Origin of the sequence: Caballeronia concitans (genome assembly GCF_001544615.1) — a bacterium.
Lineage (GTDB): Bacteria > Pseudomonadota > Gammaproteobacteria > Burkholderiales > Burkholderiaceae > Caballeronia > Caballeronia concitans.
Genome location: NZ_FCNV02000012.1, coordinates 39806 through 57463 on the forward strand (window position 1 = coordinate 39806; position 17658 = coordinate 57463).

At 63.7% G+C, this 17658-nt stretch carries 18 protein-coding genes; 13 read left to right on the plus strand and 5 right to left on the minus strand.

Annotated features, from left to right (window positions below; translation table 11 throughout):
- Positions 1 to 23: 23 nt before the first annotated feature.
- Positions 24 to 1133: an AI-2E family transporter gene (locus AWB72_RS22675; protein ID WP_040053616.1), complete on the minus strand. Its 1110-nt coding sequence runs from the start codon at positions 1131 to 1133 to the stop codon at positions 24 to 26.
- Positions 1114 to 1554, minus strand: coding sequence for a hypothetical protein (locus tag AWB72_RS22680; protein ID WP_052450174.1), 441 nt, complete (start codon positions 1552 to 1554; stop codon positions 1114 to 1116). Before AWB72_RS22680 ends, AWB72_RS22675 begins: the two co-directional genes overlap by 20 nt.
- 284 nt (positions 1555 to 1838) lie before the next feature.
- Between AWB72_RS22680 and AWB72_RS22685 the strand changes: the two genes are divergently transcribed.
- The 3 genes from AWB72_RS22685 to AWB72_RS22695 all read left to right on the plus strand — a co-directional run bounded on the left by AWB72_RS22685 (position 1839) and on the right by AWB72_RS22695 (position 5240).
- Positions 1839 to 2729, plus strand: coding sequence for a hypothetical protein (locus AWB72_RS22685; RefSeq protein WP_087128752.1), 891 nt, complete (start codon positions 1839 to 1841; stop codon positions 2727 to 2729).
- Between the two features lie 116 nt (positions 2730 to 2845).
- The gene (locus tag AWB72_RS22690; RefSeq protein WP_040053618.1) at positions 2846 to 3883 is read left to right on the plus strand and encodes an amino acid ABC transporter substrate-binding protein; all 1038 of its coding nucleotides are present in this window, start codon (positions 2846 to 2848) and stop codon (positions 3881 to 3883) included.
- Positions 3884 to 3899: 16 nt separating this feature from the next.
- Positions 3900 to 5240 carry an ArsB/NhaD family transporter gene (locus AWB72_RS22695; RefSeq protein WP_040053619.1) on the plus strand — a complete coding sequence of 447 codons (1341 nt, stop codon included), beginning with the start codon at positions 3900 to 3902 and terminating at the stop codon, positions 5238 to 5240.
- Positions 5241 to 5300: 60 nt separating this feature from the next.
- On the opposite strand, the gene AWB72_RS22700 is transcribed toward AWB72_RS22695, so the two are convergent.
- On the minus strand, positions 5301 to 5891 hold the full coding sequence (locus AWB72_RS22700) for a BPSL1445 family SYLF domain-containing lipoprotein (RefSeq protein WP_040053719.1): 591 nt from the start codon (positions 5889 to 5891) through the stop codon (positions 5301 to 5303).
- 383 nt (positions 5892 to 6274) lie between these two features.
- Between AWB72_RS22700 and AWB72_RS22705 the strand changes: the two genes are divergently transcribed.
- From AWB72_RS22705 to AWB72_RS22720, 4 genes are all read left to right on the plus strand, one after another.
- Entirely contained in the window at positions 6275 to 6958 is a 684-nt protein-coding gene (locus AWB72_RS22705; RefSeq protein ID WP_040053620.1) for a CBS domain-containing protein, read from the plus strand.
- A 235-nt stretch (positions 6959 to 7193) separates the two neighbouring features.
- Complete coding sequence (locus tag AWB72_RS22710; RefSeq protein WP_244285712.1) at positions 7194 to 8432, plus strand: DUF3300 domain-containing protein; 1239 nt, start codon at positions 7194 to 7196, stop codon at positions 8430 to 8432.
- A 10-nt stretch (positions 8433 to 8442) separates the two neighbouring features.
- Positions 8443 to 9384: a DUF2950 domain-containing protein gene (locus tag AWB72_RS22715; RefSeq protein WP_084593155.1), complete on the plus strand. Its 942-nt coding sequence runs from the start codon at positions 8443 to 8445 to the stop codon at positions 9382 to 9384.
- Positions 9385 to 9428: 44 nt separating this feature from the next.
- The gene (locus AWB72_RS22720) at positions 9429 to 9809 is read left to right on the plus strand and encodes an RT0821/Lpp0805 family surface protein (RefSeq protein WP_052450190.1); all 381 of its coding nucleotides are present in this window, start codon (positions 9429 to 9431) and stop codon (positions 9807 to 9809) included.
- Between the two features lie 45 nt (positions 9810 to 9854).
- Here the strand turns inward: AWB72_RS22720 and AWB72_RS22725 are convergent, their stop codons facing one another.
- On the minus strand, positions 9855 to 10493 hold the full coding sequence (locus tag AWB72_RS22725) for a LysE family translocator (protein ID WP_040053723.1): 639 nt from the start codon (positions 10491 to 10493) through the stop codon (positions 9855 to 9857).
- Between the two features lie 249 nt (positions 10494 to 10742).
- Here AWB72_RS22725 and AWB72_RS22730 point away from each other — a divergent pair, with 249 nt between their 5' ends.
- The gene (locus tag AWB72_RS22730) at positions 10743 to 11975 is read left to right on the plus strand and encodes an alpha-hydroxy acid oxidase (RefSeq protein ID WP_040053724.1); all 1233 of its coding nucleotides are present in this window, start codon (positions 10743 to 10745) and stop codon (positions 11973 to 11975) included.
- Positions 11972 to 12682, plus strand: coding sequence for an IclR family transcriptional regulator (locus tag AWB72_RS22735; RefSeq protein WP_040053621.1), 711 nt, complete (start codon positions 11972 to 11974; stop codon positions 12680 to 12682). The genes AWB72_RS22730 and AWB72_RS22735 overlap by 4 nt, the downstream gene beginning before the upstream one ends.
- A 5-nt stretch (positions 12683 to 12687) precedes the next feature.
- Here AWB72_RS22735 and AWB72_RS22740 read toward each other — a convergent pair whose 3' ends face one another.
- A complete protein-coding gene (locus AWB72_RS22740) occupies positions 12688 to 13410 on the minus strand; it encodes an IclR family transcriptional regulator (protein WP_040053622.1) in 723 nt (240 codons plus the stop codon).
- Positions 13411 to 13576: 166 nt separating this feature from the next.
- Here AWB72_RS22740 and AWB72_RS22745 point away from each other — a divergent pair, with 166 nt between their 5' ends.
- The 4 genes from AWB72_RS22745 (at position 13577) to AWB72_RS22760 (ending at position 17627) form a co-directional block, all read left to right on the plus strand.
- Positions 13577 to 14269: an RraA family protein gene (locus tag AWB72_RS22745; RefSeq protein WP_040053623.1), complete on the plus strand. Its 693-nt coding sequence runs from the start codon at positions 13577 to 13579 to the stop codon at positions 14267 to 14269.
- Positions 14269 to 15216: a hydroxyacid dehydrogenase gene (locus tag AWB72_RS22750; protein WP_040053624.1), complete on the plus strand. Its 948-nt coding sequence runs from the start codon at positions 14269 to 14271 to the stop codon at positions 15214 to 15216. The genes AWB72_RS22745 and AWB72_RS22750 overlap by 1 nt, the downstream gene beginning before the upstream one ends.
- Before the next feature lie 20 nt (positions 15217 to 15236).
- On the plus strand, positions 15237 to 16163 hold the full coding sequence (locus AWB72_RS22755; protein WP_040053725.1) for an SMP-30/gluconolactonase/LRE family protein: 927 nt from the start codon (positions 15237 to 15239) through the stop codon (positions 16161 to 16163).
- 84 nt (positions 16164 to 16247) lie between these two features.
- Complete coding sequence (locus tag AWB72_RS22760; protein WP_040053625.1) at positions 16248 to 17627, plus strand: MFS transporter; 1380 nt, start codon at positions 16248 to 16250, stop codon at positions 17625 to 17627.
- Positions 17628 to 17658 lie beyond the last annotated feature (31 nt).

Genomic DNA, 17658 nt, shown 5'->3' on the forward strand with positions numbered 1-17658 from the left:
TCGCACGCCCTCCGCAAGACGGATCAGTGGGCGACAGGCCGTTTATCGTCGATCGGCGGGTCCGCTTCTGGCTGGTCTCTCACCCAGCGCCAGAACAGCTTGTAGGCCACGGCGAGCATGACAGGACCGATGAACAGCCCGATGACGCCGCCCGTCACCATGCCGCCGAGCGCGCCGATCAGCACGACCGGCATCGGGACCGCGACGCCGCGCCCGAGCAACAGCGGCTTGAGCACGTTATCGGCGAGACCCGCGACGAAGACATAGATCGCGAAGAGGATCGCCGCCGTGCTGACGCCTCGCGTGAGGAACACGAAGGCGATGACGGGCAAGGTAATCAACGTCGCCGGCAGTTGCATGATTCCGATGAGCAATATCGCGAGTGCGAGCAGGCCCGCGCCGGGAATTCCCATGACGATGAATGCGACGCCGATCAATAGCATCTGGATGAATGCAATGCCGACCACGCCCTGCGCGACGGCGCGAATGGTGGCCGTGCACAGGTCGGCGATCTGCTGGCCGTTTCCCGGTCCGGAGATTCGCGAGGCAATCTGCACGGCGCTCTGATAGCCCTTCTCTCCGTGCGCCATGAACACGCCCGCGACGACGAGCGCGACGAAGAACACGAGCAGGCCCGCGCCGAGACCGGTGACCGTGCCGAGCACCGCGAGACCGGCTTCCTTCAGTTGCGGGGCGAACTTCTGCGCGAGTCCCGTCATGTCGGTGGATGCCTGCGTCCAGAAGTCGTACACCCGTTGTCCGACGAGCGGCCACGCGGCCACCGAATCGGCTGGCGGAGGAATGCGGAAACTGCCGCTCCTGAAGACGGCCATTGCACGTTCGATCGAGTTGGCCACCGCGACGCCGAGCAGATAAGTCGGCGCGAGGATGATGACGAACGCAGCGACGACGATCAGCGTGGCGATCAATCCTTCCCGGCCCGCGAACGGACCGCGCAGCCGCGCCTGCAGCGGATAGAGCGTGACCGCGAGAATCAACGCCCACACCATCAGATTGAGAAACGGGACGAACACGCGAAAGCAGAAAACGGCGAGCACGGCAACGAGTCCCGCGCGGATCAGCACGTCGAGCAGTTCTCTCGATGCGGTGCGTTCAGTGATCGGCGACAGCATTTCGTCCCTCCGTCGATTCACTGGAGCGCGCGGTCGGGGCCGCCGATGCATTGCATCGAATGGTGGAGCCGCTTACACCATCGACGTTCTTGAGCGTCACGATCAGCCGGCTGCCGGTGGTCGCCGTGATGATGTGCCCGTAACTGACCGTCGGTATGAATTTGATATCGGGCGCCACCGACACGGGCGGCGTCTGTCCACCGTCGACAGTGAGATCGAGCTGCACGGTCACTGAATCGACGGCAACGCCGTAGTTCTGCTGGCCGTCCGCCTGCGCTTTCTTGAAACGACACAGCCCATCGAGTACGTTTTCGAGTGCGGTCGGTATATCGACTGACTTGCCGGGCGGAATCGGCGGCGTGTTGCAGCCCGCCATGAGAACAGCAAGCATCAGCACGGACAGCGGGACGTGAGCATTCATTGAGTCCTCCGGTCCTTCACTAAACAACCGCTTACCGCCTGTGTGGCCGAACCTTTATAGCGTAGTACATCATCGACGGACGTTGACCGTCATCGCATCGATCGCGGAACTCACTCCGTCACGACTGCTTGGCGTCCGACCATCGGTGCGCTACATTTTTGCCATGCAATGGCCGTTCAATATCGAACCGGGCTCCGTGCGTGCGAAATCCGACCTTCTCATCGTGGCGGCTGCGTATCGTCAGATTGCTCGTGCTGCTCGCCGCCGTCGCGTGGGACACCGCGATGGCGCAAGGCGCGCCCGAGCGGACCGTCGTCGGCACCAACGTCAAGCGCTATGCGGACGCCGTGCTCGCGGTCATGTCCTACACCGCGGTGCCGGATGTCACCACGAGCTCGCTCTCGATCAACAGCGGCACGACCGGCAATCCGGGCTTCGGCCAGACGCAACTGGGCGGCGGCTTCACGCTCAGCCGGTCCTTTCCGCTCTATCTGGAAGGCACTGTTGCATATAGCCGCTACGATCCGACCTTCGTTGCAAGTGACGGCGGACAGGCACGCCCCGTACCGGCCAAATGGAACACGGCAAGCACCACTGTCGGCATAGGCTGGGACTTTCCGATCACGAGCGAACTGCGCTTCAGGCCGATCATCAATGGCATGCTGGGCCGCGTCGCGAGCGATCTGCGCATTGCGCAGACGGTCTTCAATCACGTCGCCGACGCGAACCTCCAGTTTCTCGAGGATGGTGCGCTCAACGCGTACGGCGTCGGCGGCTCGCTCATGCTCGATCTCGAGCATTATCGCGAGCACTATGAGATCGACCTCGAACTTCGCGCGACTGATATCTATTTACGCAGTTTCGGTGGATCGTCTTCGGCGGTCGAAGGCTCGGCGACCGCGCAGCAGTTCAGCCTGTGGGCGCGGTGGCGCGCGCCGACGGGCCTCTCCGCACTGGACCGTCCTGTGCGCTATGTCCTCGAAACCGCGTACTCGCATTACTTCGGCGACAGCGCGGGCGTGTTGGGCTTCAATGATCTGACATCGCTCGGCGTGGGTCTCGAACTCGACAGCAGCCGGTATCCGGTCGTCATCACGCGCACGCGGGCGATGGTGCGCTATGTGTTCGGCCACAACGTGCATGGCGTGTCGTTCGGTTTCGCCGTCAGCTTCTGACTCGCGACGTTGCGCCTCTCTCTAAAGTCGGCTTGAACTGACGGGTGTTTCATCTACAACTCAAATAATGCATGAGTGCTGTCGAAGCGGCCCGAACCACTCGACACTGACAGACAATGAAACGACCAACGCGTTGCATCGCGGCGATTGCCGGTGCATTGTTGCTCGCGCTGTCGAGTTCGCACGCGAGCGGCCGTGCAACGGGATCGGAAACGCTCGCGCAGGTCAAGGGCCGAGGCGTCTTGCGATGCGGCGTCAGTGAAGGCATCGCCGGTTTCTCCGAGCTCGATGCATCCGGGCATTGGTCCGGCATCGATGCCGATTTCTGCCGCGCGGTCGCGGCCGCGACGCTCGGCGACGGCAACAAGGTCGCCTTCGTTCCGCTCAGGACGTCCGCGCGTTTTCCTGCGCTGAGAACGGGCCGCATCGATCTGCTCGCGCGCAATACCACGTGGACGCTGCTGCGCGAAGCCACGGTCGGCGTGCAGTTCGCGGGCGTGCTCTTTTACGACGCACAGGCTTTCATGGTGTCGACGAAAAGCGGCGTTCGCACGCTCTCGTCGCTCAAGGGAGCAGCGGTCTGCGTGCAGCGCGATACATCGAGCGAAACGAATCTCGTCAGTTATTCGAATGCGAGGGGACTCGATCTGAAGCCTTTGCGCGTCGCCTCCGTCAACGAACTCACTCAGCGTTTCAACACTGGCCGATGCAGCGCCATGACGGCCGATGCGTCTCTCCTGGCGACGCTCAAGAGTCGCGCACCCGATGGTCCCGCGTCGATGACGATTCTCTCTGAGCGCATCTCCAGGCAGCCTCATGCGCCGGCCGTGCGCAACGACGATATCGCGTGGCTCGTCATCGTGCGTTGGGTGCTCTATACGCTGATCGGCGCCGAGGAACTGGCCGTGACGCGCCAGAACGTATCGGAGCGGATACGCGATCCCAACGTCGCGCGTGCGCTCGTTCCGGACGAGACGGTCACGGCGTCGCTTGGCATCGATGCCGGATGGACGCTTCGTGCGCTGAAAAGCGCGGGCAATTACGGAGAAATGTACGACAGGAATCTGGGCGCGGGCAGTGCGCTGAAGATCGAGCGCGGATTCAACGACCTCTACACGCGCGGCGGCCTGATGTACGCACCGCCGATGCAATAGCGACGGCGCTTGGGCCATGAGCGACTGGCAGATCTATCTCGTCATCGGCGTGTTCTCGGCGGTCATCATCGTGATCGCGCTGGATCTGATCGACATGGCCGTCGCGGCGCTCGTGGGCGCGAGCTTGCTGATCGCGCTCGGCATCATCGACGACACGGACCTGATCGCCACCGCGCGCACCGCGGCGGGTCCCATCAGCCTGCTGTTCGGCGGCATGGTCGTCGCGAGAATCCTCGCGACCACAGGATTGTTCGATCTCGTCGGCGACCTCTTTCTGCGAGCGACGGCGGGAAGCGGGAAACGCTTTCTGCTTCTGTTGATCGTGATCGTCGCGCCGCTGTGCGCATTGCTGCCCAACGCAACGACGGTGATCCTGCTCGCGCCCATCATCATTCGCGTTGCCCGTGCGCTTCGAATCGATATCGTCCCGCCGATGATTCTGACCGCCGTGGTCAGCAATGCGGCCGGCCTGTTGACGCTCGTCGGCGATCCGGCGACGTTTCTCGTCGGCAGTTCCATCGGCATGACGTTCGGGGAGTACTTGCGGCGCGCCAGTCTCGGCGGCGTGCTTGCCATCGCGGTCGTGATTCCGCTTTTGCCGCTGCTGATGCGGAACATATGGCGAAGCGCCACGCCGCTCGCGCCACGCAGCGCGCATGCGAAGCTCAAGCGTCCGATCTATGCCGCGCTGGCTTTGGCCGTGCTCGTGCTGATGATGATGCTCTTCGTCTTCGGCGAGGAGCTTCCCACGCGAATCGTGCCGCCGGTCGTCGCGGTCATTGCGAGCGCGCTTGCGCTGCTTGTCGCGTATGCGTTCAGGGTCGAGCCGACCGAACGTGTGCTGCGCGACATCGACTGGAAGACGCTGCTGTTCCTGAGCTGCATCTTCTGTCTCGTGCAGGGCATGACGAAGACGGGCCTGCTGCAGCTCATGTCGCTCAGGCTTTATGAACTGTTCGGCACGCACGTCACGCTGATCTCACTCGCGATGATCTGCGGAATCGGTCTTCTGTCTTCATTGCTGGCCAACGTGCCCGTCGCCGCCGCGTCCATCGTGATGGTGAAGGGTTATCTCGTCATGGCCGAGTTCGTCCCCGAGTCCGCGTTGTCCGAGCAGTTCACGCAATGGCCGGAGCACGTCATCCCCGTCTTCATCGCGATGATGTACGGCGCGACGCTCGGCGGCAACGCCACGCTCGTCGGCTCGGCAGCCAATATCGTCGCGGCGGGCATCTGCGCGCAGGAAGGCGTGCCCGTCAGTTTCGGCCGCTTCTTTCGATACGGGCTGCCATTCACGGCCTGCCAATTGACGGTCACGGCGATCTACGTGCTCGCGCTCGCGCACTTTCTCCGTTGACCGCCACGGGACAGTCGAATGGACTGTCCCGTGGCGACGATACCGCATGGCCCCGCAAACTCACTCGCTCAGTTTCGATACCTTCGTGCCTTGTAGCGAGGCATCGGCCATCAGCCCCGCATTCGTCAGCACGATCGCCGTGACGGGCTTCGTCGCGGTGGTCGTGTCGATCTTGCCGTTCGCGCCCATCTTGAGCAGCGCGACGGAAGCGTCCGCACCGGCCGACCACCCGCTGGACTGGCGGAATTTCTCGAGCGCGTCCTGCGTCATGAACAGGAAGATCAGCGCCTTCGATTGCGCGCCCGCCTGCAGTCCGAACGATCCCGAGGTCGTGCTGTAGTAGCCGACGGTGCTGCCGCCAACGCGCAGCGAACCCTTGCCATACTCGGCGCCTACGACGAAGCCTGCCTGAAGCACCGACGGGAAGACGAGAACACCGCGCGACTTGGCGACCAGTTCGCGGGAACCGGGAACCGTCGAATAGAGGCGCTGGATCGTGCTGTCGACGTCCGCGTCTATGGAACGCCGCTGGTCGGCGGAGCCTGCGGCTTGCTCGGCGCCTGCGTTCCTGTTGGTGGTGCAACCGGCGAGCACGAGGCAGCCGAATGCGAGAGCGGCGGTTGACTTCATGATGAAGTTTCGTCTTTGCATCATTCTTCTCCACTGTTACGCTTAAGTCACCAACCCGGTTTTAGCGAGCGGCGCTCTGATAGTTACTGGGACAGCAACGTCTTCTTCCAACTCACAGTCGATATCACGCACTGACGCCTAATTCAAGAGCAAGACGCGCATTACAACGTTCGGGCGCCCTACACTTTCTACATCAAGATAGGCGCTAGACCGGCTGTTGTGAACGTCCCATTTCGCTGACGTTTGCTCATCGAGCGTCTGCTGCTTAACCTAGAATCAAATCAATCGCGAATCACATTCCAATTGGAACGGGCGTGCAACCAGTCGCTGTTTGCGTCCTGAATCGACAGTCATCAAATCGAAACAATCGGCCGGATCATGCCGGCCTTTCGAAGGAGACGAACGTGAGAGCGTCCGACATCATGACCACCAAGATCATTACCGCAGAACCGGATATGTCGATACAGCACGCGGCGGGCATGATGGTGTTCGCGGGTATCAGCGGCATGCCCGTGGTGGACGAGTCCGGCAAGCTGCTCGGCATGATCACGGAAGGCGATCTCATGCATCGCGCCGAGATCGGGACCGGCGTCAGGCAACGGGCGTGGTGGCTCGAAATGGTGGCATCGACGGCGGAACTGGCCAGCCAGTACGTGAGGGAGCATGCGAGGAAGGTCAAGGACGTGATGAGCACGAACGTGACCACGGTGACGGAATCGTGTCCGGTCGGCGACATCGCGGAGATTCTCGAACGTCGGAAGATCAAGCGCGTTCCGGTGATGCGCGACGGCAAGATCGTCGGTGTCGTCAGCCGCTCGAACCTGATTCGCGCGCTCGTGACGATGGCGCCGGAGGTGCCTTCGTCGGCTGAGAACGGCGATCACGCGATTCGCGAAGACGTGCTCGCAAGCATGAAAGGCCAGCCTTGGGCAATGGCGCGCGAGAACGTCATTGTCGAGAACGGCGTGGTCCATCTTTGGGGACCGGTCGTCGGAGCGGAAGAAGGTCACGCCATTCGCGTCGCAGCGGAGAATACGCCGGGCGTGAAGGACGTCATCGTGCACTTCGGGCAAGCGCCGACCGAATGAGACGATTGCATGCATCCGCTAAGCGACATGCATGCCTTGAAATCGCGATGGCGTTTGCATATCTTCGAAGTGCATTGCGCCGCCCGACATAAAAAAGCCACACGCCTCATACGAGAGAGAATTCGACGAAGCGAATACATAACGCGCCGCGACGCCGCGATGCATGCAGACGCAGCATTGCGGCACGGCGCAATCGACGCGGGCCCGCCAGGGCGACGTTCGCGAGTTGAGAACAATGCGTGACATCATCAGCGTGTTCATCGTCGTATGTGCGCTCGTCGGCAATGCGGGCGCGTACGCTCAGGCTCCGGCCGCGAGCGGCGCGTCGCCGGCCGCATTGACTTCCGCGCAAGTGGACAAGCTCGTCGGCCCCATCGCGCTGTATCCCGACGACCTCATCGCGATCATTCTTCCTGCGTCCACGTATCCGATCGAAGTCGTGCAGGCGGACCGCTTCATCGACCGCAGAAAGACGGACACGAGCCTGCCCGTCAACGAAGCGTGGCATGACTCCGTGAAGGCGCTCGTCAATTATCCCGAAGTGGTGAAGAAGATGAGCGGCGATCTGGACTGGACCGTCGCGCTCGGCGAAGCGGTGGTCGCCGATCAAAGCGCCGTGCTCGAAGGCGTGCAGCGCTTCAGGCGGCAGACGCAATCGGTCGGCAATCTCAAGACCGACGACAAGCAGACGGTCGTGGTCGAGAAAGAAGTGATCAAGATCGTGCCGTCGAATCCCGAAGTGATCTACGTGCCGCAGTACAACCCGTCGACGGTCGTGGTCAGCAGCCCGACACCGGTCTATTCATATGCGCCCGCGCCCTATCCGGTGTACTACTACCCGTATGCGCCCGGCGCCGCGTTCGCAACGGGCCTCGTCTGGGGCGCCGCGATCACCGCCGCCTGGCATGGCGGCCACTACGAAACCAACTACAGCGGCGGCAACAACACGATCAACATCAATCGCGAGCAGAACATCAATCGCAGCGAAGTGCAGAACAACATCAACAATCGCCAAACCGAGCGGCAGGCGAATCGCGGAACGAACACAGCGCAGTCGAGCGCGTGGCGTTCGGAGAAGAAGCCGGGGCAGGTATCGGGCGGGACGACGCGGGCATCGACGCAACGCGTGGGCGATGCGCCGTCGCGCACGGCGGGCGGCAACGCAGCCGGGGCAGGCGGCGCGCAGCGTGTCGGCGCGCGCACGCCGTCGAACACATCGGGCACGCCGCGCGCGGCGAACACCGGCAATGTGCAGAGCCGCGGCGGCGATGCGTTCAGCGGCTACGGCTCGGCACAAACGGCGCGCGCGGACAGTGCGCGCGGCGCGGCAAGCCGGCAGTCCATGTCGAGCGCGGGGCAAGGCGGCCGCGACTTCTCGGGCGGTCAACGCAATTTCTCGGGTGGCGGCAACTTCTCGGGTGGCGGCGGCGGGCGCAGCTTCGGCGGCGGGCGCGGCGGCGGCGGACGACGCTAGGAGACGCGCGATGCACGGTCACATCATCGTCGGCGCTTTACGCGAATCGCAGCGCGTCTTCGCGGCCATCGCGCTCTGTCTTGCGACGCTGGTCCCGCTGCACGCCGTCGCGGCAGCCGCGCAAAGAACGTTCGCGACGCCCGACGACGCCGTGAGCGCGCTCGAACAGGCGCTCGAGTCGAACGATGACGACGCGCTCATCGCCATCTTCGGCGAAGCGCACAAGCAGCTCGTCGTGACGCCGGACGAAGCGGAGAACCGCGAGCTGCGCGAGAACGCGCTGAAGGAAATGAGGACGTTCCATACGCTCGTGGAGACGGCGCCGGACCGGCGCAACTTGCGTATCGGCGACGAAGCGTGGCCCATGCCGATCCCGCTCGTTCGCGAGCACGGCGCATGGCGTTTCGCGACAGAAGAGGGCGTGCAAGAGGTGCTCGACCGGCGTATCGGCGCGAACGAACGCGAGGCCATCAAGGTGCTGCACGCTTATCTCGATGCGCAGCGCGAATACGCGACGCGCGACCGCATGGGCGACGGCGTGCTGCAATACGCGCGCAAGCTCGGCAGTTCGCCCGGCAAGCAGGACGGTCTCTATTGGCCCGCCGATACCGCCAATGGCGAAGAGCCAAGCCCGTTCGGGCCGCTGATCGCCGCGAGTTCGCGTCACTTCGAAAGCCACAAGCCGGGCGATGCCTATCACGGCTACTACTTCCGCATTCTCACGAAGCAGGGCAAGCACGCACCGGGCGGCGCGTTCAGCTATCTCATCAACGGGCGCATGCTGGCGGGCTTCGCGATGGCCGCTTATCCCGCGCAATACGGCAAAAGCGGCGTCATGACGTTCATCGTCAATAACAACGGCGTGGTGTATCAGAAGAACCGGGGCGCATCCGCGCCGCCCTTGACGGAGTTCGACCCGGATTCATCGTGGACGCGCGTTTCGGGGCCATGATTCGCGATGTCCACGTGAACGGACGTGTGATGAAAGGACAGACAATGAAAGCACGCCTTGTCTTGCGATGCATCGTGGCCGGCGCGAGCGCGCTGTCGTGCGCGGGCGCGTTCGCGAACAACCTGAACTTCCTGAAGGACACGCCGATCGCCTACATGAAGCCGGCCGATCGCCAGGCGTTGAATCGGGCGGCGCAGAAGGCGCTCGAAACGAAGAAGGACGGCGAGACGATGCGCTGGAGCAACGAAGGCACGGGCAATCCTGTGCATATCGAAGGCACCGTGACGCCGCGCGATACGACATCGAGCGGCGGCGACAAGTGCCGTCGCGTGACGCTCGTCGCCGTGGCGAAGGGACAGACGCAGACCTGGACGCCGATCGCGTGCAAGACGGCCAGCGGTGAGTGGCGCATCAAGAAGCAGTGAGTTTTGAAGAGGTTCGGTGAGACGATTCAAGCCCTCGACGCGCATTCACACGCGCGATACCAACAACCGGATGCCCGCGGCGCCGAACACGATGGCGAGACATGCATCGAAATAACGCTGGACGCGCGCATAGATGCGCCGTGCCGATGCCATCGAGAACAGCACCGCGTAGCCGCCGAACACGCTCAGGCCAATGCAAAGACAGCCCGCGACGACGGTCAGCATGTGCATCGGTCCCTGACTTGCCGATGAGCCGAGCGCGGCCACGGACATCCACACGAGAATGGCTTTCGGATTGGTCAGATGCAGCAGCGCGCCGCGTGCATAGAGCCGCCGCACCCCGTGCTCAGCCGCATTTGCCGACGATGCGCGCGCTCGCGGACGCCATGCCGAGCGCCCCGATTTGAACGCGAGCCACAAGAGATAGACGCCGCCGCAGATCTTCACCGCGACGAGAAAGCCCGAATACGCGGTGAGTGCGGCGGAAAGGCCGAGCGCGGCGAGCATCGCCCAGAAGAAGGAGCCGGACATCACGCCCGCCGCGAACGATAACGCCGCGCGCCGTCCCGATGTGCTCGCGATAGCCATGATCGCCAGATTGCTCGGGCCGGGGCTCGCCGTGCCGACGAAGTAGGCCGACCAGGCGAGCAGAAGGTTGGCGTTGGTGAAGGCGTGTGCGGTCATGGTGTTTTTCTTCGATCTCGATAACGCATTCGAGTATCGGGCAGCAACGACGCTCGCGAACAGGGACGATTCTTCATCGCGCGTGCAGGCCAGTTCGGTTCGGATCGGCCTCGCAAGTCGTTGCGCCGTTTTCATAACGACGTTATGATTTCCGAAAGCACGGCGCGATCATGCAGACTAGCAGCGCGGACCACGAATGCATATCGATGTCCTGCCTCTGACGGCATGCGTGCATCGGAGAGGCAGGCAATGAAAGCGGAACAGATAAAGCATCCGCCGGCGCAGCCGGTTCCCAAAACGTTGCGGCGATACTTGTCGCTCGATGACTTCGAGATCGCCGCGCGGCGGCATCTTCCGCGTCCCATCTTCGGGTACATCTCAGGCGCGGCCGAGCGCAACGCATCGCTGGACGACAACGAGCGGGCGTATTCGGAGTATCGCTTCGTGACGCGTGTGCTTCGCGACGTCTCCCGGCGCACGCAAGCGACGACACTGCTCGGCAAGACCTATCGCGCGCCGTTCGGTATCGCGCCGATGGGCATTTCCGCGTTGTCCGCTTATCGCGGCGACCTCGTGCAGGCACAAGCCGCTCGCGAAGCCGGAATCCCGATGATCATGAGCGGCTCGTCGCTCATTCCCCTCGAGACAGTGGCGAAAGAAGCTTCAGGCACGTGGTTTCAGGCCTATCTTCCCGGTGAACCGGAGAAGATTCGTGCGCTGATCGAGCGCGTCGAGCGGGCGGGCTACGACACGCTCGTCCTCACCGTGGACACGGCCGTGCTGGCCAATCGCGAGAACAATATCCGCACGGGTTTTTCGACGCCGCTAAAGCCGGGCATGCGGCTCGCGTGGGATGGCGTCACGCGGCCTCGATGGCTCTTCGGCACCGCGCTCAGAACGCTGGTCAAGCACGGCATGCCGCATTTCGAGAACTCGTATGCGACGAGAGGCGCGCCCATCTTCTCGGGCCGCGTGGTGCGGGATTTCGGCGCGAAGGATCATCTGAACTGGAGTCATGTGCTTCAGATTCGGGAGCAATGGAAGGGAAAGCTCGTGATCAAGGGCATCATGGCCGCAGAAGATGCAGTCGCCGCGCGAGATCATGGCGCGGACGGAATCATCATCTCGAATCATGGCGGACGTCAGCTGGACGGCACCGCCGCGCCGCTTCGCGTGCTGCCTCGAATCGCGGAGGCAGTCGGTCACGACATCGCCGTGATGATCGACGGAGGCATCCGCCGGGGCACCGATGTATTGAAGGCGCTCGCGCTCGGCGCGGATTTCGTCTTCGTCGGCCGGCCGTTCAACTATGCCGCGTCGGTGGCCGGCAAGGCGGGCGTCGCGCACGCGATCGGCATTCTGTACGCGGAAGTGCAGCGCAACCTCGGCTTGCTGGGCGTCAACGGCATCGACGAATTGACTCCGCATGTGCTCATCAAGTTGCCGGAAGACTCGGCTGCAAATAAAAGGCACGGGCGATGAAATCTAGCAATAAGGATGACGAACTAATCGACCGGTCCGTCGCCGCCGTCGACAGGACGCTCTCGTTGCTCGAAGCGTTTCTGGGCGAGCCGGGCGGGCGGTCGCTGTCGGACCTGGAGGAGCAAACCGGTCTCTTCAAAAGCGTGATCCTGCGATACATGCTTTCGCTCGAAGCGCGCGGCTTCGTGCATAAGGAACCGAGCGGCGCGTACCGGCTGGGCGTCAAGGCCGCGCAACTTGGCCGCGCATTCGAAAGCGGCGTGGATCTGGTGTCGACATTGCGGCCGGTCGTCGATCGGCTCAGCGAGCAAACCGGCAGCAGCGCGTCCGTCTACGTGCGCGACGGCGAGTGGCGCGTCTGTCTGCTGCGCGCGGAGCCGGAGCGTGATGTGCGCGTCGCGATTCGTGCCGGCACACGCCGTCCGATGGACAAGTCGGCATCAAGCCTCGCTTTCAAGCGCTTCGAGCGCAAGACCGTGCAGGCGTTCGAGGCGGCGGGCGTGGCGGGCATCGCTTCATCGGCGGGCGTCGGCGACCCGCTGCTCGCGTCGATGGCCGCGCCGCTCTTCGGCATGGGCGATGCGTTCGTCGGCGTGTTGACGCTGTCCGGCGTGATCGGCCATTTTCATATCGACGATGAAAACGTGCGCTCGCTCCTGTTCGATGAAGCACTCTCCGCGAGCGCATTGCTCGGCGCCGCGTCATAAAACGCCTAGCGTCGCTCGCCCGGACCGTACATGCGCTCGCAGAAGGCCACGCTCGCACCGAGCCGCCGAGAGAGGTCGGACGCGGCCTGCAGTTGCGGGGCAATGAGTTCGCCCGTTTCGCGCGCCACGCTCAGGCGCGAGGCCGGACCGGACAGCGTCAGCGCGGCTTTGAATTCCTCGTCAGGGCCGAACACGGGCGTGGCGAATGCCGCCGTGTGCACATCGCGCGCGCCCGAGGTAAAAAGCGGAATCTGCGGCGGCTCGGAGAAGATCGGCTCGCGAAGTGCCCAATAGCGGATGACTTGCCCGATGGCGGTGTCGTCGAGCGGAAGCGATGTTCCCGCGAGCCGCGTTTCGCGCAGCCCTTCGGACGGTTCCGCGCGGAACAGGCATAGGCGCTTGCCGCTGTCGAGCACGTAGTACGAGGCGCTTTCCTTCGTCGCGGCGGCGAGCGAGAACAGCACCGGCTCCACGACAGACGACAGATGGAACGACTGCTCGTAGAGCTTGCCGAGATAGAGCACGCGAGCGCCGAGCCCGTACATGCCGTCGTCGGACCGCACGACATAGCCCATGCGCTCGAGCGAGTTCATGAGCCGGTACACGGTCGTCTTGTGCATGCCCGAAGCGGTTGCGAGCGCCGCAAGCGAGAGTTTCTCCTTGCCGAGCCTGAAGCAGTCGAGCAGGCCGAGCGCCCGTTCAACCGCGACCACACCGTCGTTTCCCATCTCGTCTCCTCGTCCACGTTCTTTCGATGATTGTACACAGTAAAACACCGATGCACACAGTAAAAGGGTTAACGCTAGTGGCATCGTTCAGGCTCGTCGCGATAAAGTGATTTCACTTCGTACACCACCGTTGTACACAATACAACTTTGTCCAGAGGGTTAGTCCATGAGCACCGACACGAATCAACCGATCATCCGAGACATCGAGCGCGTATCGCCGCAACTCGTCGACGCCGCAGCGAAGTTCCAGGCCGCCATCCTCGCCGATGTCGCCGGACGGCGCGGCACGCTGCATGGCCGCGTGAAGCCGCTGTCGCCGAAGATGAAGGTCGCGGGGCCGGCCATCACGGTCGAAGTGCGTCAGGGCGACAACCTCGCGATCCATGCGGCGCTGGCCGTGGCCAAGCCGGGCGATGTGATCGTCGTGGACGGCAAGGGCGACGTGAGCTGCGCGTTGCTCGGCGAGATCATGGCGACGCAGGCGAAGGTGAGCGGCATCGCGGGCATCATCATCGACGCGGCGGTGCGCGACGCGCACGAGCTCGCGAACGGCGACTATCCGATCTTCTCCGCCGGCCTGAATCCGTGCGGCCCGACGAAGAGCGTGGCCGGTCTTGTCAACCACCCGATCTCCGCCGGCGGCACGGCGGTCAAGCCCGGCGATCTCGTCGTGGGCGATGCCGATGGCGTCGTCGTGATTCCGCGTGCGGATGTCGCGCGCATCGTCGAACTCGCGCAGAAGAAGCTCGATACCGAAACGGCGCGCATCGCCGGGATCCACAAGGGCGACGTGCGCCCGGGCTGGCTCGACAAGGAACTGCGCGCGGCCGGCATGCTGGCCGAAGGCGAGGCGCTGTAATGGACACGAACGCCCGAAAGCCCGTCGTGCTGGTGACGGCAGCCGATCTCGCGCCGCAAGCGCTCGACATGCTCGAGGCGTTCGAAGTCGTGTTCGCCGGCAAGCAGCCGAGCGAAGACGACATCGTCGCCCTGTGCGAGAAGACGAAGCCGGTCGCGATCATCGTTCGTTACGGCAGGATCAACGCCCGCATCATGGATGCAGCGGAAAACCTGCAGGTCATTTCGAAGCACGGCAGCGGCATCGACGTGATCGATCAGGAAGCCGCCGCTGCGCGCGGCATCGCGGTGCGCGCGGCAGTCGGCGCGAACGCCGCGGCGGTCGCCGAGCACGCGTGGGCGCTCATTCTCGCGTGCGCGAAGTCGGTGCCGCAGCTCGACGTCCGCATGCGCGCCGGCCACTGGGACAAGTCGACGCACAAGTCCTTCGAACTCGACGGCCGCACGCTCGGCGTCGTGGGTCTCGGTTCGATCGGGCGGCGTGTTGCGGCCATCGGCGTCGCGTTCGGCATGAACGTGCTCGCCTTCGATCCGTTCGCGAAGGAAGCGCCGCAGGGCGTGACGCTCGCGTCGATGGACGAGATCTACGCCGGGTCCGACGTGCTCTCGCTCAACTGTCCGCTGACGGACGAGAACCGCAACATGATTGATCGCGACGCGCTGAGCCGCATGAAGCAGGGCGCGATTGTCGTCAACACGGCGCGCGGCGGGCTGATCGATGAACCCGCGCTCGTCGAGGCGCTCGCGAGCGGTCAGTTGCGCTCGGCCGGCGTCGATAGCTTCGCGGTCGAACCGATGGTGCATCCGCATCCGTTCCAGTCCGTGCCGAACCTGATTCTGTCGCCGCACGTCGGCGGCGTCAGCGAAGCGGCCTACGTGAACATGGGCAAGGGTGCGGTGGCCAACGTGCTCGCGGTCATCGAGGAAAACGCCCGAAAGGTGGCGTGACGTTCGCAGGATTACTCAGCATGTTCTATCTCACATCGCCCGAAGTGCGCGAAGCGCAGGTGTTCACGCGCATGCCGGAGAAATACCGGAAGCCGGATGCACGGACCGATTGGGCACGCGCCAATCGCGGCGGCATGACCACCGATTCGTTTCTCGAAGGTCCTGTCTGGGATCCGCGCGGCCATCTGTACGTGACCGACATTCCCTATGGCCGCATCTTTCGCATTTCGCCTTCGGGCGAGTGGGATCTCGTCGCGCAGTACGACGGCGAGCCCAACGGGATGAAGCTGTTCGACGACGCGCACTTGCTCATCACCGACTATCGCAACGGCCTGATGCTGCTCGACATCGAGCGCGGGGAAGTGAAGCCCTATCTGGAGCGCCGCAACTCGGAGCGCTTCAAGGGCGTGAACGACCTGACCTTCGATTCGCACGGGAACCTGTATTTCACGGATCAGGGTCAGTCGGGCCTGCACGATCCGACCGGCCGTGTGTATCGGCTGTCGCCCGACGGCAAGCTCGACATGCTGCTCGGCAATTGCCCGAGCCCGAACGGACTCGTGCTGTCGCCGGACGAAAAAGTGCTCTACGTCGGCATGACGCGCGGCAACTGCGTGTGGCGCGTGCCGCTGCAGGCGGACGGTTCGGTGAGCAAGGTCGGCCAGTTCTTCACGTCCTACGGCCCGAGCGGTCCGGACGGTCTCACGATCGATTCCGAAGGCCGGCTGTTCATCGCGAATCCGGGGCTTGGCCGCGTGTGGGTGCTCAATCGCCGCGCCGAGCCGGTCGAGATTCTGACCGCGCAGGAAGGCGTGTCGCTCACCAATCTCTGTTTCGGCGGCGCGGACATGAAGACGCTCTTCATGACTGAATCGACGAACGGCCTGGTGTTGAAGGCCGACATGACCGTTCCCGGACCGCTTCCCAAGCAAGCGAAGAAAAACTAAGGCTTTCCCGTCGATGGGCCATGCAGGCCCGCACGACGAGAAGTCGAGACATTGCGCCCAAGCAGCGCGATGGAGGAGCCAGGCATGCAACTCTCGCAAACCATCGATGAAACCCGCGTCGCGCGCTCGAACAACGCGACGAGCGGCACACTGCTCGCCAGCGAAGACTTCGCCGCCAGCGAACGCACGCTCGCGAAGGCGTTCCGGCGCATTCTTCCGTTCATCTTCCTCTGCTACGTCGTCAGCTATCTCGACAGAACGAATGTCGGCTTCGCGGCGCTGACGATGAACAAGGACCTCGGTCTCACAGGCGAACAATTCGGCCTCGCTGCCGGACTGTTTTCGATCGGCTACTTCCTGTTCGAGATTCCGAGCAACCTCATCATGCAGAAGGTCGGTGCTCGGGTGTGGATCGCGCGCATCATGATCACGTGGGGCGTGTGCTCGATGCTGACGGCGTTCGTCGTCGGGCCGAAGAGCTTCGCCGGCGCGCGGTTTCTGCTCGGCATCGCTGAAGCCGGATTCACGCCCGGCATTTATCTGTATTTCACGCACTGGTTTCCCGGCAAATGGCGCGCCAAGGTGACGGCCGCGTTCCTCGTCGGCATTCCCGTCGCGAACATGATCGGCTCGCCGATCTCCGGCGCGCTGCTTCAACTGGGCGGCTTGCACGGCCTGAAAAGCTGGCAATGGCTGCTGCTGATCGAAGGCCTGCCCGCCGTGCTGCTCGGCGTGGCGTGCCTGTTCATCCTCGCCGATCGTCCCGAGAAGGCCACGTGGCTGAGCGATGACGAGAAGGCCACGCTCGCGCGACGCCTCGTCGCCGAGCAAAGCGACATCGGCAGCAAGCACGGCAGCACATTGCGCGACGCCATGACCAACTGGCGCGTGTTCGTGCTCGCGTTCATCAACTTCTGCGGGATCGTCGGCTCGGTCGGCGTCGGCTTGTGGATGCCGCAGATCATCAAGCAATTCGGCGTCACGCACTCGGTCGTCGGCTGGCTGACGGCCATTCCCTACCTGATCGGCGCGTTCGTCATGCTGTGGTGGGCGCGCGTGGCGAACAAGGCGCACAAGCGCGTTCCGTACGTTGCCGGCGCTTTGCTGGTCGCCGCCGCCGCGCTCGCGTGCAGCGCGCTGACCGACGTGCCGCTCCTGAAGCTCATCGCCCTGTGTTTCACCGTCAGCGGAATTCTCGCGTTCCAGGCGACGTACTGGGCGATTCCCTCTAGCTTTCTCACCGGCCGCGCCGCCGCTGGCGGACTCGCGCTCATCGTGTCCGTCGGCAATCTCGGCGGCTTCGCGGGACCGTCGATGATCGGCGCGCTCAAGCAGATGTCCGGCGGCTTCACGCTGCCGCTGCTGGCCGTGTCGGCCGTGCTGCTGATCGGCGCGCTGACCATCGCATGGCTCGGCGACCCCGGTGCAAATGCCGGCGAAGCGAGCGCCGCGCGCAAGTCCTGAAACCCTGCATCAACCCAATCTATCACTCTGT